The organism is Pseudomonas pergaminensis (genome assembly GCF_024112395.2).
GTDB classification, from domain to species: Bacteria; Pseudomonadota; Gammaproteobacteria; order Pseudomonadales; family Pseudomonadaceae; genus Aquipseudomonas; species Aquipseudomonas pergaminensis.
Window position 1 is genome coordinate 357,904 of the sequence record NZ_CP078013.2, and the last position, 15,193, is coordinate 373,096.

Annotated in this window: 14 protein-coding genes and 1 tRNA gene; 7 read left to right on the forward strand and 8 right to left on the reverse strand. The window is 61.5% G+C overall.

Annotation, left to right across the window (positions count from 1 at the left end):
* Positions 1-23: 23 nt before the first annotated feature.
* From KUA23_RS01620 to KUA23_RS01635, 4 genes are all read right to left on the reverse strand, one after another.
* Positions 24-99: transfer RNA gene (locus KUA23_RS01620), tRNA-Phe, on the reverse strand.
* Positions 100-202: 103 nt separating this feature from the next.
* A complete protein-coding gene (locus KUA23_RS01625) occupies positions 203-475 on the reverse strand; it encodes an oxidative damage protection protein (RefSeq protein WP_100491698.1) in 273 nt (90 codons plus the stop codon).
* Positions 472-1,539: an A/G-specific adenine glycosylase gene (mutY, locus tag KUA23_RS01630; RefSeq protein ID WP_078046451.1), complete on the reverse strand. Its 1,068-nt coding sequence runs from the start codon at positions 1,537-1,539 to the stop codon at positions 472-474. Before mutY ends, KUA23_RS01625 begins: the two co-directional genes overlap by 4 nt.
* Positions 1,536-3,746, reverse strand: coding sequence for an AsmA family protein (locus KUA23_RS01635; RefSeq protein WP_252993359.1), 2,211 nt, complete (start codon positions 3,744-3,746; stop codon positions 1,536-1,538). The genes mutY and KUA23_RS01635 overlap by 4 nt, the downstream gene beginning before the upstream one ends.
* Positions 3,747-4,071: 325 nt before the next feature.
* Here KUA23_RS01635 and KUA23_RS01640 point away from each other — a divergent pair, with 325 nt between their 5' ends.
* From KUA23_RS01640 to KUA23_RS01670, 7 genes are all read left to right on the forward strand, one after another.
* Positions 4,072-5,733 (forward strand): OFA family MFS transporter, encoded by a 1,662-nt coding sequence (locus KUA23_RS01640; protein ID WP_078046453.1) that lies wholly within the window; start codon positions 4,072-4,074, stop codon positions 5,731-5,733.
* 249 nt (positions 5,734-5,982) lie between these two features.
* Positions 5,983-6,576, forward strand: a complete 594-nt coding sequence (hisB, locus tag KUA23_RS01645) for an imidazoleglycerol-phosphate dehydratase HisB (protein WP_017849940.1) — start codon at positions 5,983-5,985, stop codon at positions 6,574-6,576.
* The gene (gene hisH, locus KUA23_RS01650) at positions 6,576-7,214 is read left to right on the forward strand and encodes an imidazole glycerol phosphate synthase subunit HisH (RefSeq protein WP_016979116.1); all 639 of its coding nucleotides are present in this window, start codon (positions 6,576-6,578) and stop codon (positions 7,212-7,214) included. The genes hisB and hisH overlap by 1 nt, the downstream gene beginning before the upstream one ends.
* Positions 7,215-7,472: a DUF2164 domain-containing protein gene (locus KUA23_RS01655; RefSeq protein ID WP_078046454.1), complete on the forward strand. Its 258-nt coding sequence runs from the start codon at positions 7,215-7,217 to the stop codon at positions 7,470-7,472. It begins immediately after the preceding gene.
* A gap of 39 nt (positions 7,473-7,511) precedes the next feature.
* Positions 7,512-8,249 (forward strand): 1-(5-phosphoribosyl)-5-[(5-phosphoribosylamino)methylideneamino]imidazole-4-carboxamide isomerase, encoded by a 738-nt coding sequence (hisA, locus tag KUA23_RS01660; RefSeq protein WP_003187784.1) that lies wholly within the window; start codon positions 7,512-7,514, stop codon positions 8,247-8,249.
* Between the two features lie 9 nt (positions 8,250-8,258).
* Entirely contained in the window at positions 8,259-9,029 is a 771-nt protein-coding gene (hisF, locus tag KUA23_RS01665) for an imidazole glycerol phosphate synthase subunit HisF (protein ID WP_003171107.1), read from the forward strand.
* Between the two features lie 66 nt (positions 9,030-9,095).
* Positions 9,096-9,851 (forward strand): substrate-binding periplasmic protein, encoded by a 756-nt coding sequence (locus KUA23_RS01670; RefSeq protein ID WP_214498473.1) that lies wholly within the window; start codon positions 9,096-9,098, stop codon positions 9,849-9,851.
* A gap of 52 nt (positions 9,852-9,903) precedes the next feature.
* On the opposite strand, the gene KUA23_RS01675 is transcribed toward KUA23_RS01670, so the two are convergent.
* From KUA23_RS01675 to gpmI, 4 genes are all read right to left on the reverse strand, one after another.
* Entirely contained in the window at positions 9,904-10,677 is a 774-nt protein-coding gene (locus KUA23_RS01675) for a divergent polysaccharide deacetylase family protein (protein WP_099491323.1), read from the reverse strand.
* Position 10,678: 1 nt separating this feature from the next.
* Positions 10,679-11,995, reverse strand: coding sequence for a S41 family peptidase (locus tag KUA23_RS01680; protein WP_078046457.1), 1,317 nt, complete (start codon positions 11,993-11,995; stop codon positions 10,679-10,681).
* Positions 11,996-12,025: 30 nt separating this feature from the next.
* The gene (locus KUA23_RS01685; protein ID WP_100491694.1) at positions 12,026-13,321 is read right to left on the reverse strand and encodes a murein hydrolase activator EnvC family protein; all 1,296 of its coding nucleotides are present in this window, start codon (positions 13,319-13,321) and stop codon (positions 12,026-12,028) included.
* Between the two features lie 256 nt (positions 13,322-13,577).
* Complete coding sequence (gene gpmI, locus KUA23_RS01690) at positions 13,578-15,104, reverse strand: 2,3-bisphosphoglycerate-independent phosphoglycerate mutase (protein WP_078046459.1); 1,527 nt, start codon at positions 15,102-15,104, stop codon at positions 13,578-13,580.
* Between the last annotated feature and the right edge of the window lie 89 nt (positions 15,105-15,193).

Consider the following 15,193-nt stretch of genomic DNA (forward strand, 5'->3'; position numbering starts at 1 on the left):
TGACACCACCTGAAAGCTGAAGGTGGTGCCCAGAGACGGAATCGAACCGCCGACACGGGGATTTTCAATCCCCTGCTCTACCGACTGAGCTATCTGGGCAACGGGGCGCATTAAACGGGTTTTTCAGGGGGTCGTCAAGCAAGTTTTCAAAAAATATTTAATTATTACCGTCGCTTACGTGCCGACCCCGGTTTTTGATCAATTATTGAGCAGGCGGCACGTAGCCGTCGGCCTTGGCGTATTCCTCGCCGGAAAAGAACTTGTCCATCTCGCCCGCCAGGTATTTACGATCTTCGGCGTTCATCATGTTCAGGCGCTTTTCGTTGATCAGCAGAGTCTGGTGTTTCAGCCAGTCGCCCCAGGCCTGGGCAGAGATATGGTCGAAAATGTCCTGGCCCTTGGCGCCTGGATACGGCGGGCGTTCCAGGCCTGGCAATTCTTCTTTGTACTTGCGGCACATTACGGTGCGGGTCATGACGACACTCCTGCATTCAATACGTCGGCCGCGCGCTTCAGCAGTTTTTTCACCGGGGCGGCAAGGCCCAGGCGCGGCGGGGTGGCGAGGTTATACCAGAGCCAGTCGGCCTCGGCCACGTGATGGGCGGATTCTTCGACCTGGACCAACCAGGGTTCGATGGCGAGCTGGAAGTGGCTGAAGGTGTGGATCAGCCCCGGCAGCGCCTGCTGCGTGCCCAGTTCCAACGCGTGCTGGTTGGCCAGGTGTTCCAGGTCTTGCAAGTCATCCAGCTCCGGCAAACTCCACAGGCCGCCCCACAGGCCCGTGGAAGGGCGACGGTAAAGCAGGATCGCACCCTCGGCATTGGCCAGCAGCGGCATCAGCGTGCGCTTCTGCGGGATAGTCTTGCGCGGCTTGGGGATCGGATAGCGCGTCTCCAGGCCGAGCATGTGGGCTTCGCAGCCTTTCTCCAGCGGGCATAGCAGGCAGCTGGGTTTGCTGCGGGTGCAGAGGGTGGCGCCCATGTCCATCATCGCCTGGGTATAGGCATTGACGCGATCATGGGGCGTGAAGCGTTCCGCAGTGGCCCACAGCTGCTTGGCCACCTTGGGCTCGCCGGGGTAGCCCTCCTGTGCGGTAAATCGCGCCAGGACGCGCTTGACGTTGCCGTCGAGGATCGGCGCACGCAAGCCCATGCTCAGGCTGGCGATCGCACCGGCGGTGGACAGGCCGATGCCCGGCAGCTCGGTGAGCTTCTCGACATCTTTGGGAAACTCGCCGCCGTACTCGGCCACGATAATCTTTGCAGTCTTTTGCAGGTTGCGTGCCCGGGTGTAGTAACCCAAGCCGGTCCACAGGTGCAGCACTTCGTCTTCCGGTGCAGCGGCCAGGGCTTCGACCGTCGGCAGCGAGGCCATGAAACGGTCGAAGTAATTGAGCACGGTGCTCACCTGGGTCTGTTGCAGCATGATCTCCGAGACCCACACCCGATAAGGCGTGATGCCCTGTTGCCAGGGCAGGTCATGACGACCGTGGCGGTCGTACCAATTGAGTACGGCTTCTGAAAATTGCTCGTTTCTCATCGTTTGAACAGGCCCTTCAGCGCGTCTTTAAGCTGCGGGTTCACCTTGTCGAGCTTCTCTTCCAGCTTGTCGCTGAGCTTGTTGCCGGCCGCCTTGATGGCAACCTGGGTCAAGCCGTCCTTGTCCAGGCGGCATGCCTTGGCGCCCAGTTCCAGCGGGCCACGGCAGCGCAGCGGCACTTCGATGCCCTGGAAGTTGGCGCCCACCTGGCAGGCGGGATCTGGCGTTTCACGCTGGTCACCTTCGACGATGATGCCGACGCGGTAGTCCATGCCCAGCACGCGCAGGTCGACGTCGCCGTTACCGTTGACGGTCAGGCCTGGGATGCGCACTTTCAAGTCAGGGTTGCTGGCGACCCCGTTACGGAAGGTCAGGTTGCCCTTCAACTCTTGGAACGGCGTGTCCTTGCCTTGCGGCGTGCTGCTCAAGGTCTTGCGATTGAGCAGGGCGATGCCGGTGCAGAGTTGTTGCTCAAGATTGGCGTTGAGCAGCACGCCGTTGTTGATCACAAAACTCGCGGTGCCGTTGAGGCTGTCGATCAGGGCTTTCTGGCTATTGCCACGGCCTGTGAGGTTGCTGTCGAGGGTGATCTGGCCTTTCACCGGCGGGGTTTGCCCCTGGGCTTGCAGGATGCGCTCGACCGGCACCTGCTTGATCCGGCTTTGCAGCGCAAGCACGGGGATATCCTGGCGCACATCAAGCGTGCCATTGGCCTGGAAGCTGCCGTTGTAGAGACCGCCGCTCAAGGTGTCGAGCTTGAGCTGACCATCGAGGCCGGAGGCTTTGAGCGCGGCATTCTGGATCGGCAACTTGCTCAGGGTGAGTTGGCCGAACGCAAGGTCGGCGTCCACATCCAGCGTGCGCAGACGCGCCAATGGCAGCAGTTTGTCGGTACTCCAGGCCCCTTTGGTCGGGGCGTCGGGCAGTGGCGTGGTGCCGCCGGCGGCCATGGCACCGGCTTCGCTGTTTTGCACTTCGGCCTGGCGTGCGGCGGTGGCGCCCTTGGCGGATTCGGATTTGGCGGGCAGGTAGTTGTCGGCGTTGAAGGTGTCGCCCTTGAGCTGAACGCGCAGGGATTGCTTGGCGAAATCGTCCACGGCGACGCGGCCGGTGAAGGTGCTGCCGTCGAGTTTCAGGTTCAGGTCTTCCAGGGCCACACTGGTCGGCGTGCCTTTGAGGCGGCTGACCAACTCGACCTTGCTCAGGCTGCCGTCGGCCATCGGCGGCAATGGGTGGCCGACGCTGTCGAGGAATTTGGCCAGGTCAAATTGGGCGATGGAGAGGGCACCGCTGAGCTGCGGGGTCTTGTCCAGATCGTTGACCTTCAGTTCGCCCAAGGCGCGCAACTGGTTGGCCGACAGCTTCATGTTGGTCCATTCGGCAATATTGGCCGCTTGGTCCACCAGCAGTTGGCCCTGGGTGGAGAATGTCACGGTCTTGCCCTGCAGCGGCTCACCCGTGGCTTCGCCAGTGATCTTCATGTCTTCAAGCTGATAACGCTTGAGCGCCCGCTGGATGCGCAGGTTGCCGTTGAGCTCGGTCTTGACGCGCATCACCGGCTGGTTGCTGCCGAAGAAGGCGGTGAGTTTCACCGGGATGCTGGCGCCTTCGTGCACCGCACCGGCGCTCAATTGAATGCTTTCGGCGCTGAACTGCTTGCCGGTCTGCTCATCGTTGTATTCAACGCGGGCGTTGTTGACGGTCAGGCTATCAATGTCCAGACGGATGGGTTTAGCCGGCTTCTCCGGTTCAGCCTCGCGAGGCGGCTCAACCGAACCCGGGCTGCCAGCGCTCGCCTCGGTCACGTTCTTGCCGATGTCTTCCCAGTTGCCATGGCCTTGCTTGTCGCGGGTCAGGCGCAGGTTCAGGCCTTCGACTCGCACGTCGCTCATCTGCACTTCGCGGCGCAGCAGCGGCAGCACGCGCACGGACAGGCCGAGCATCTGCAGGTCGGCGAAAGGTTGGGTCGGCGCAGTCAGGGTCGCCACGCTGGCTTCGTGCAGTTCAAGGCCGAGCCAGGGGAACAGGCTCCAGCCGATGTCGCCATTGAGCGTCAGCTCGATGTGGGCCTTGTCGCGGGCAATCTGGCGAATCTCGTCTTTATAGTCGTTGGGATCGAAGAGATGGGTCAGGGCAAAACCCAGAGCCACAATGATCAGCAACAGCCCGAGAAGTACCAGACCCAGGATTTTGCCGAACGCTTTCATGGGCGAGTCCTTGTATGTCGATTTCAAAATTTAGCCGCAGAGTATAACGCCCGACGGCCTACGTCAGTGCCCTGATCGTTACATTGTATCCAGGGCGGGGAAACGGGTTTCTGGCGTCAAATAAAACAGATTTCCTGAAAAAGGTGATATCAGTTTGGTTTTTCTGTCATCCACAGGTGCTAATCTGCGCAGGTTCGTCTGCCTTCTGCGACATAGCGTCGCGTTCAAATGGAGCTTTACTCAACAACAACGGCCAACGCTTTGCGTGCAAGGCCGAGGGAGAGAGCGCCCGACGGACACATACTAACAACTGGGGGAAACACCAATGAGCACTAGCACTGCGGCGGGTTCGACTGCCGCACAGCCTGCGTTCCTGTCCAAGGAACGCATTATCGCCAAGCCCGGCTTCAACCGCTGGCTGGTTCCGCCGGCCGCGCTGGCCATCCACCTGTGCATCGGCATGGCCTATGGCTTCTCGGTGTTCTGGCTGCCACTGTCCAAGGCACTGGGTATCACCAAACCGCTCGCCTGCGCGCCAGACATGGGCTTCATCGCCCAAGTCTTCTCGTCCCAATGCGACTGGCCCATCTCCATGCTGGGCTGGATCTACACCCTGTTCTTCATCTTCCTGGGCTGCTCGGCAGCGATCTGGGGCGGCTGGCTGGAACATGCCGGGCCACGCAAGGCTGGCGTCGTGTCGGCACTGTGCTGGTGCGGCGGCCTGCTGATCTCGGCGTTGGGTATCTATACCCACCAGATCTGGCTGATGTGGATCGGCTCCGGGGTCATTGGCGGTATCGGCCTGGGCCTGGGCTATATCTCGCCCGTATCGACCCTGATCAAGTGGTTCCCGGACAAGCGCGGCATGGCCACCGGTATGGCGATCATGGGTTTTGGCGGCGGCGCGATGGTCGGTGCTCCCCTGGCCGCAGCGCTGATGGGCCACTTCGCCACGCCAACCAGCGTGGGCGTATGGCAGAGCTTCGTGGTGATGGCGGCAATCTACTTTGTGTTCATGATCGGCGGCGCATTGCTGTACCGCGTTCCACCGACTGGCTGGAAGCCTGAGGGCTGGACCGCCCCGGCGAAAAAAGCCAGCAACGCGATGATCACCCACCGTCACGTCCACGTGAACGTAGCGTGGAAAACCCCGCAATTCCGCCTGGTATGGCTGGTGCTGTGCCTGAACGTTTCCGCCGGTATCGGCATCCTCGGCATGGCTTCGCCACTGCTGCAGGAAGTGTTCGGCGGCAAGTTGCTGGGTGTGGATGTGCCGTTTGGTCAGCTGGATGCCGGTCAACTGGCCTCTATCGCGGCCATCGCGGCAGGTTTCACCGGTCTGTTGAGCCTGTTCAACATCGGTGGTCGGTTCTTCTGGGCGTCGTTCTCCGACTACCTGGGCCGTAAAAACACCTACTTCGTGTTCTTCGCCCTGGGCTTTGCCCTGTATGCGCTGATCCCGAACCTGGGGCACCTGGGCAACGTGGCGCTGTTCGTGGCGGCGTTCTGCATCATCCTGTCGATGTACGGCGGTGGTTTTGCGACCGTTCCGGCTTACCTGGCCGACCTGTTCGGCACCCAGATGGTTGGCGCGATCCATGGTCGCCTGCTGACCGCCTGGGCCGCGGCCGGTGTACTGGGTCCGGTGCTGGTGAACTACCTGCGTGAGTATCAACTGAGCATCGGCGTCGAGCGTGCAGCTGCGTACGACATCACCCTGTACATCCTGGCTGGCCTGCTGGTGCTGGGTTTCCTCTGCAACCTGATGGTCCGCCCGGTGGCCGACAAGTACTTCATGACCGACGCCGAACTGGCCGCAGAACAGGCGCTGGGCCATGACAAAGGCGCCGATGCCACCACTTCCCTGGAGTGGAAGGCAGCCTCCGGTACCGTGCCATTGGCTATCGCCGCCTGGCTGGTGGTGGGTATTCCGTTGGCGTGGGGTGTGTGGGTGACCCTGCAGAAGACCGCAGTCCTGTTCCACTAACACCGTAAAATTTTGTGGGCGCGGTTCCTGTGGGAGCCGGGCTTGCCCGCGATGGCATCACCTCGGTGCAACTGAAAAGCCGAGGTGCCTGTATCGCAGGCAAGCCAGCTCCACAAAAGCTGGTTCTCACATGTATGCACATGTCTATCCCCGACACTCCATCAGTCTTATCCCCTCCGATGTTTCTGTTTAGCGCCCGCGCCCCTATAATGGCTGCCTTTTTCGCCCAATGATTTTGCGGAGCTGGTGATGGCCGAACGTAAGGCGTCCGTCGAGCGCGACACTCTGGAAACCCAGATCAAAGCCTCGATCAACCTGGATGGCACCGGAAAGGCCCGATTTGATATCGGTGTACCTTTTCTTGAGCACATGCTGGACCAGATCGCCCGTCACGGGCTGATCGACCTGGATATCGTCAGTAAGGGCGACCTGCATATCGACGACCACCACACGGTGGAAGACGTCGGTATCACCTTGGGCCAGGCATTTGCCAAGGCCATCGGCGACAAGAAAGGCATCCGTCGCTACGGCCACGCCTATGTCCCGTTGGACGAAGCGCTGTCGCGCGTGGTCATCGACTTCTCCGGCCGCCCCGGCCTGCAGATGCACGTGCCCTACACCCGCGCCACCGTCGGCGGCTTCGATGTCGACCTGTTCCAGGAATTCTTCCAGGGTTTCGTCAACCACGCCCTTGTCAGCCTGCACATCGACAACCTGCGCGGCACCAACACCCACCACCAGATCGAAACCGTGTTCAAGGCCTTCGGCCGCGCCCTGCGCATGGCTGTAGAGCTGGATGAGCGCATGGCCGGGCAAATGCCCTCGACCAAGGGCGTCCTGTAATGCAGACGGTCGCGGTTATCGATTACGGCATGGGTAACCTGCACTCGGTGGCCAAGGCCCTCGAGCACGTAGGCGCCGGCAAGGTGCTGATCACCAGCGATGCCAGCGTGATTCGCGAAGCCGACCGGGTGGTGTTTCCCGGCGTTGGCGCGATTCGCGACTGCATGGCCGAGATCCGCCGCCTGGGCTTTGACAGCCTGGTGCGCGAAGTCAGCCAGGACCGTCCGTTTCTCGGCATCTGCGTGGGCATGCAAGCCTTGCTCGACAGCAGTGAGGAGAACGACGGCGTCGACTGCATCGGCCTGTTCCCAGGCCAGGTGAAGTTCTTCGGCAAAGACCTGCATGAAGACGGCGAACACCTGAAAGTCCCGCACATGGGCTGGAACGAAGTCCGCCAGACCGTGGACCACCCGCTATGGCACGAAGTGCCGGACATGGCGCGCTTCTACTTCGTGCACAGCTACTACATCGCCGCCGGTAAGCCGGGCCAGGTGGTGGGCGGCGGGCACTACGGCGTCGACTTCGCCGCCGCGCTGGCCGAAGGTTCGCGGTTTGCCGTGCAGTTCCACCCGGAGAAGAGCCATACCCATGGCCTGCAATTGCTGCAGAACTTCGCCGCCTGGGACGGGCGCTGGTAAATGGCCAGGAAGCCGAAGCAGCCGATCTTGAACCTCACGCCCGAACAGGAGAGTGAGGCTACCCTCAAGATCAAGCGCTTTATGGAAGATCGCTTCGAGCTCAAGCTGGGTTCGTTCGAGGTCGCCGAGATCCTCGAACTGTTCACCAATGAAGTGGCTCCGCATTATTACAACAGGGCGATTTTCGACACGCAGACGCTCCTTAAAGAAAGGTTCGAAAGCATCGAAAGCGACCTGTGGTCGCTTGAGAAACCCTGATTTCCCAAGCATTGCTGAATTTCGAATAAGGTTTGCCAGATGCTGATTATCCCCGCTATCGATCTCAAGGACGGCGCCTGCGTCCGTCTGCGCCAAGGCCGCATGGAAGACTCCACCGTGTTCTCCGATGATCCGGTGAGCATGGCTGCCAAATGGGTAGAGGGGGGCTGCCGTCGCCTGCATCTGGTGGACTTGAACGGCGCCTTCGAAGGCCAGCCGGTCAACGGCGAGGTGGTCACTGCGATCGCCAAGCGCTACCCGAACCTGCCGATCCAGATCGGCGGCGGTATCCGCTCCCTGGAAACCATCGAGCACTACGTCAAGGCCGGCGTCAGCTACGTGATCATCGGTACCAAGGCCGTGAAAGACCCGGCATTCGTCGCCGAAGCTTGCCGCGCCTTCCCTGGCAAAGTGATCGTGGGCCTGGACGCCAAGGATGGCTTCGTCGCCACCGACGGCTGGGCTGAGATCAGCACTGTGCAGGTCATCGACCTGGCCAAGCAGTTCGAAGCTGACGGCGTTTCCGCCATCGTTTATACCGACATCGCCAAAGACGGCATGATGCAGGGCTGCAACGTGCCGTTTACCGCCGCACTGGCTGCTGCGACCAAGATCCCGGTGATCGCTTCCGGCGGCATCCACAACCTGGGCGACATCAAGTCGCTGCTGGACGCCAAGGCCCCAGGCATCATCGGTGCCATCACGGGGCGCGCGATCTACGAAGGGACCCTGGACGTCGCCGAAGCCCAGGCTTACTGCGATGCCTACAACGGCTGAGGACTGACCATGGCGCTGGCCAAACGCATCATCCCTTGCCTGGACGTCGACAACGGTCGCGTGGTCAAGGGCGTCAAGTTCGAGAACATCCGTGACGCCGGCGACCCGGTGGAAATCGCCCGTCGCTACGATGAGCAAGGTGCCGACGAGATTACCTTTCTCGACATCACCGCCAGCGTCGACGGCCGTGACACCACCCTGCATACCGTAGAGCGCATGGCCAGCCAGGTGTTCATCCCGCTGACCGTGGGCGGCGGCGTGCGCACCGTGCAAGATATCCGCAACCTGCTCAACGCCGGTGCGGACAAGGTCTCGATCAACACCGCAGCCGTGTTCAACCCGGAGTTCGTCGGCGAAGCCGCGCAGCATTTCGGTTCGCAGTGCATAGTGGTCGCCATCGACGCCAAGAAAGTCTCAGGCCCGGGCGAAACCCCGCGCTGGGAAATTTTCACCCACGGCGGTCGCAAGCCAACCGGCTTGGACGCGGTGGAGTGGGCGATGAAGATGGAAGGCCTGGGCGCCGGTGAAATCCTGCTGACCAGCATGGACCAGGACGGCATGAAAAACGGCTTCGACCTCGGTGTAACCCGCGCCATCAGCGATGCCCTGGGCATTCCGGTGATCGCCTCCGGCGGCGTCGGTAACCTGCAGCACCTGGCCGACGGCGTGATCGAAGGCCACGCCAGCGCGGTGCTGGCGGCGAGTATTTTCCACTTTGGCGAATACACCGTCCCCGAGGCCAAGGCCTACATGGCGGCGCGCGGCATCGTCGTACGCTAAACGCTGCTGGACACCATGGCAGGCGCGCGGCACTCTCTGCGCTTGCCATGGATTCCGGTAACTTACATGTTCAAGCACCTGCTGCTCGCCCTCGCCAGTACATCCCTCCTGTTGGCAGGTTCGGTCCACGCCGAAGAACCGTCTGACGCTTCCCTGGTGTTGCTGACGGAAAACTTCCCGCCCTACAACATGGCGAAAAACGGTAAGAACTTCGCCAAGGACGAGAACATCGAAGGCATCGCCGTGGACATCGTGCGCGAAACCTTCAAGCGCGCCGGCATTTCATACAACCTCACCCTGCGTTTCCCATGGGAGCGTATCTACAAGCTCGCGCTGGAAAAACCTGGTTATGGTGTGTTCGTGATGGCGCGCCTGCCGGACCGTGAGGCCCTGTTCAAGTGGGTCGGCCCCATCGGCCCGGATGATTGGGTGCTGCTGGCCAAGGCCGACAGCAAGATCCAATTGGATGACCTTGAGCATGCCCGCCGCTACAAGATCGGCGCCTACAAGGGCGATGCCATCGCCGAGACCCTGGAGAAGCAGGGCCTCAACCCGCTGGTGGTGCTACGTGATCAGGACAACGCGCAAAAGTTGCTGGATGGCCAGATCGACCTGTGGGCCACTGGCGACCCCGCCGGGCGTTACCTGGCGCGCCAGGTTGGCGTGACGGGGCTCAGGACGGTGTTGCGTTTCAACAGTGCCCAGCTGTACCTCGCGCTGAACAAGGAGGTGCCGGACGAACTGGTGGCCAAGCTGCAGGCCGCGCTGGACCAACTGCGTAAAGACGGTGTCGTCGACGAAATCATGGCGAAATATCTGTAATCGGCCGACCTCTCATTGTAGGCGCTGGCTTGCCAGCACCTACAGTGGACCGTCAGCGGTAAATGCCATTCTTGCCATGCCCGGCCATCGCCTGGTTACTGCGCACGCTGATCATCAACTTGATATCGATCCAGTCAACGCCCTGAGCCTTGAGCTTGGGCAATTCGCGCTCGAGCACCGCCAGGGTTTGCGGATACGGGTGGCCGATCATCACCACTGAACCCTGCTTGTGCGCCAGCTTGATCGCGGTCTGCAATTGCGTGGTGATTGCTGCTTCGGTGCGCTCGTCATCCAGGAATACGTCCCGCGAAACATGGGCCAGGCCGATTTTCTGGGCTTCGGCGGCGGCGACGGTTTGTGCACTGGTGCGGCTGTCGACGAAAAACTTGTTGCGCCGCTGCAGCTCGGCCATCAGCCAGGCCATGGCGGCCGGCTGGGCCGTCATGCGGCTGCCCATGTGGTTGTTGATGCCAGCGGTGAAGGGCACGGCCTGGAATGCCGCATCCAGGCGCTTGCCGAGCTCTTCGATGGGCAGGTCGGGGTGCCAGGCGAACGGTCCGGTGGCCGGGTCCATGGGCATGTGCAGGATCACGATCTTGCCGGCCTTGTGCGCTTCGCGCGCAAATTCGGCGGCGTGGGGCGTGTCGGGCATGATCGCCGTGGTCACTGGCCCGGGCAGGGCCAGCACACGCCGATCCCTGGGCAGGTTTTGCCCAAGGTCGTCGATGATGAGGGTCAGGTAGGCTTTGTGGGGCTCGCCGGCAGGCGTCGCATGGGCGACGCCTGCCAGGCTGCACAGCACAGCGATGATCAGGGCAAAACGCATATCAACGACTGCGGGTGATGCTCAAACCCTTGAGCAGGCTAAGCGCCTGGGCCAGTTGGTAGTCATCGTCCTGCGGCATCGGCTTGGCTTTCTTGCCGCTGCCGGTTGGCTGGTCGGCGCCGCCGTTGCCATTGCCCAGGTGGCCTTGCAGGTCCGCCTCTTTGTAGTACTCGCTGTCGATCTCGTTGGTGATCTTGGCCTTGCGCACTTCGATGTCCGGCACGATGCCCTGAGCCTGGATCGAGCGCCCGTTCGGCGTGTAGTACAGCGCTGTGGTGATCTTCAACGCGCGCTCGTTGTTCAGCGGCAGCACGGTTTGCACCGAGCCTTTGCCGAAGCTGGTGGTGCCCATCAGCACGCCGCGCTTCTGGTCTTGCAGGGCGCCGGCCACGATCTCCGACGCCGAGGCGCTGCCGCCGTTGATCAGCACGGCCAGTGGCACGTTTTCGCTCAGGTCGTTACCGGTGGCCGAGAAGCGCAGCTCGGAGTTGGCGATACGGCCCTTGGTGTACACGATCAGGCCCTTGGTGATGAAGTGGTCGACCACTTCCACCGCCGACTGCAGCACGCCGCCTGGGTTGTTACGCAGGTCGAGCACGATGCCGCTGAGCTTCTTGCCGTTGTCTTTGCGCAGCTTGGCCAGCGCCTTGGCCACTTCGTCGCCGGTCTTGACCTGGAACTGGGTGATGCGGATGTAGCCGTAGCCCGACTCCAGCAACTGGCTCTTCACGCTCTTGACCACGATGGTCGCGCGGGTCAGTGTCACGTCAAACGGGTTGCCACCGTCGCGTACCAGGGTCAGGGTGATTTTCTGGCCGATCTTGCCGCGCATCTTGTCGACGGCTTCGGTCATGGTCTGGCCACGGGTCGGTTGGCCGTTGATCTTCACGATGAAATCGCCAGCCTGAATGCCGGCCTTGGACGCCGGGGTGTCATCGATCGGCGAGACCACCTTGATGTTGCCGTCTTCGGAGCCGACTTCAATGCCCAGGCCGCCGAATTCACCGCTGGTGCTTTCCTGCAGCTCGGCGAAATCTTCCGGGCCGAGGTAGGCGGAGTGCGGATCGAGGTTGCTGAGCATGCCCTTGATGGCATTTTCCAGCAGGGTCTTGTCATCTACGGGTTCGACATAAGCGGCTTTGATCCGGTCCATGACCTCGGCAAAGGTGCGCAGCTCATCCAGCGGCAACGGTGCCTTGGTGGTCGCGGCCGTGGCGGCGGGTGCAGCCGGAGCGGCCTGGTCGGCGAATGCCAGAGGCGCGCCGATCACCAGGGCGATCGTCAGGGCCAGCGAAGTGAGGCGGGACAAATGCAGCATGTCGAACGAACTCCTAATGTAGATGCAGCCCTATCCTTGGGAACGGCACCATTGTGCGGGATCGCTCGGGCGACCCTGCTGACGAATAGCGAAGTACAGCGCCGGGGTGTCCTGGCCACCACTGTTACCGACAGTGGAGATGGATTCACCGGCTTTTACAACATCACCTGCCGACTTGAGTAAAGTCTGATTGTGGCCGTAAAGGCTCAAATAGCCATTACCGTGGTCAAGAATCACCAACAAACCGGCGCCCCGCAACCAATCGGCAAACACCACGCGCCCACCGTGAACGGCGTGTACTTGGCTGCCGGCCGAGGCACTGATCATCACCCCATCCCACTTGGCACGGGTGTCATCGCCGCGGGTTTCCCCGAAGCGTGCCAGTAATCGACCATCAACTGGCCATGGAAGTTTGCCCCGCGCTGAAGCAAAAGGGCCGCCGAACGACTCGCCGGCACTGGAAACCAGCGGGCCAGGCGCTGAATGTGCCGGTTTGCGCGGTGCCGGAGCGTCCGAGGTGGCAGCCAATTCGGCCTCACGCTGGCGCTTTTTTTCGGCTTCCTGCTGGGCGATCAGCGCTTTCTGCCGCGCTTCTTCGGCCTCACGTGCCTGGCGAGCCAGGGTTTCTTCGATGGTCTTGAGCACTTTGGCCAGGTCGGCCTGGTCCTGCTCGCGAGCCTGGAGCTTGGCGTCGCGGGCCTTCACGTCGTCATTGAGCTTGGCCAGGGCCAGCTGGCGCTCCTTGCGGACCTTGTCCAGCTCGTCGCGCTGGGCGTTGAGGCTGCTTTTCTGGTCTTCCAGCTGCGATTGCTGGTTGGCGATTTCCTGTTCGACGTTGACCAACTGGCGCAGGGTCTCGTTGAAGCTTTTCAACTGCTCCATCCGGGCCTTGCTCAGGTAGTCGTAGTAGGTAAGGGTGCGCGCGAATTTCTCGGGGTTCTGCTGGTTGAGCAGCAGCTTGAGGTATTCCTGGCGGCCGTTCTGGTAGGCGGCACGGGCCTGGATCGCGATCAGGCGTTGCTGTTCAACGCGTGCGCTCTGGAGTTTTTTTTTCTCAGCGTCGAGTCGCTCCAGTTCCGACTCGCTCTTCTTTAATTCTTTTTGCAGCTCCTGGACCTGCTTCTCCAGCTTGCCCATCTCGGTTTCCGTACCGCGCAGGTCTTTCTGCACGCCGGATTTCTCTTCCTGGAGCTTGCCGAGCAGTTTTTTCAGCTCGGTGATGTCCTGACGCGTAGCGTCCAACTGTTGTTGGGTTTGTGCGCGCTCATCGGCAAACGCCGGTTGGAGCAGGCAGACAAGAGCAAGGGTAATCAAGGCGCGAAGCATAGAGGCGGGCGACACCAGGGAAATGGACGGCCTAGTATGCCCGCCAAGCGCGGCAAAAAAAACGCCCAATTCGGGCTGGAACGCAAGATAGGTGCCGAGTGGCAGTGGTATGGCAAAAAGACATGTTCCAAACAGCGGAAAACAATGTGGGAGGGGGCTTGCCCCCGATTGCAGTGTGTCAGCTCAATAGGTGCTGGCTGATCCACTGCTATCGGGGGCAAGCCCCCTCCCACACTGTTGCGCGGTGTGGTTGAAATCAAATCAGAATCGAAGTCCCGGTCATCTCCACCGGCTTCTCCAACCCCATCAGCATCAACATGGTCGGCGCTACATCCGCCAGCACGCCACCCTCACGCACTTTGAAGTCGCGCTTGCCGACGTAGATGAACGGCACCGGTTCGGTAGTGTGAGCAGTGTGGGCCTGGCCGGTGGATTCGTCGGACATTTGCTCGCAGTTGCCGTGGTCGGCGGTGATCAGCGCTTCGCCGCCGACTTTTTCCAGGGCGTCGACGATGCGGCCGACGCACAGGTCCAGGCATTCCACGGCCTTGGTGGCGGCTTCCAGGTTGCCGCTGTGGCCGACCATGTCGCCGTTGGCGTAGTTGACCACGATCACGTCGTAACGCTGGTGGTCGATGGCATCGACGATTTTGTCGGTCACTTCCGGCGCACTCATTTCCGGCTGCAGGTCGTAGGTGGCGACTTTTGGCGAGGGAATCAGGATGCGCTCTTCACCCGGGAACGGCTCTTCACGGCCGCCGGAGAAGAAGAAGGTCACGTGGGCGTATTTTTCGGTTTCGGCGATGCGCAGCTGGGTCTTGCCGTTTTTGGCCAGGTAATCGCCCAGCACGTTATCCAAGGTGCCCGCTGCAAAGGCGGCGGGGGCCGGGATGCTGGCGGCGTACTGGGTCAGGCCCACGTACTGTACTTTCGGCTGGCGGGCACGCTCGAACTCCTTGAAACCGTCTTCGACAAACACACGGCTCAGCTCACGGGCACGGTCGGCGCGGAAGTTCATGAACACCACGGCGTCGCCGTCTTCAACCTTGACCGGCTCGCCGATGGTGGTGGCTTTGACAAACTCGTCGCTCTCGCCGCGAGCGTAGGCGGCTTCCAGGCCTTCCTGGGCGGTGGCGGCGTTGAATTCGGCCTGGCCGTCGACGATCAGGTTATAGGCCTGGGAGACGCGGTCCCAGCGGTTGTCACGGTCCATGGCGAAGTAACGGCCCACCAGGCTGGCGATGCGGCCTTTGCCGAGGGCAGCGAAGGTGGCGTCGAGCAGTTCGATGGACGACTGGGCGCTTTTCGGCGGGGTGTCGCGGCCGTCGAGGAAGGCGTGCAGGTAGATCTTGTCGGCGCCGCGCTTGAAGGCCAGTTCGGCCATGGCGACCAAGTGGTCCTGGTGGCTGTGGACGCCGCCATCGGACAGCAGGCCCATGAAGTGCACGGCCTTGCCGGCGGCTACTGCTTTATCTACCGCGGCGCAGATGGTCGGGTTCTCGAAGAACTCGCCATCGCGGATCGCTTTGGTTACACGGGTGAAGTCTTGATATACCACTCGTCCGGCGCCGAGGTTCATGTGGCCGACTTCTGAGTTGCCCATCTGGCCGTCCGGCAGGCCTACGTCCATGCCGGAACCGGAGATCAGGCCGTTGGGGACGCTGGCGGTCAGGCGGTCGAGTACTGGCTTCTTGGCCGCGTATACCGCGTTGTCGTGGTGGCTTTCACTGTGTCCGAAGCCATCGAGAATTATCAGGACCAAAGGTTTAGGCGTAGTAGTCATAGATCCTCTCGCGGCGGTAATAAAGGAAGACAATTGAAAAGGGAGTGGCAGTTTAAAGCGAAGTTCCGACCACGTCACCGCTTTACGGG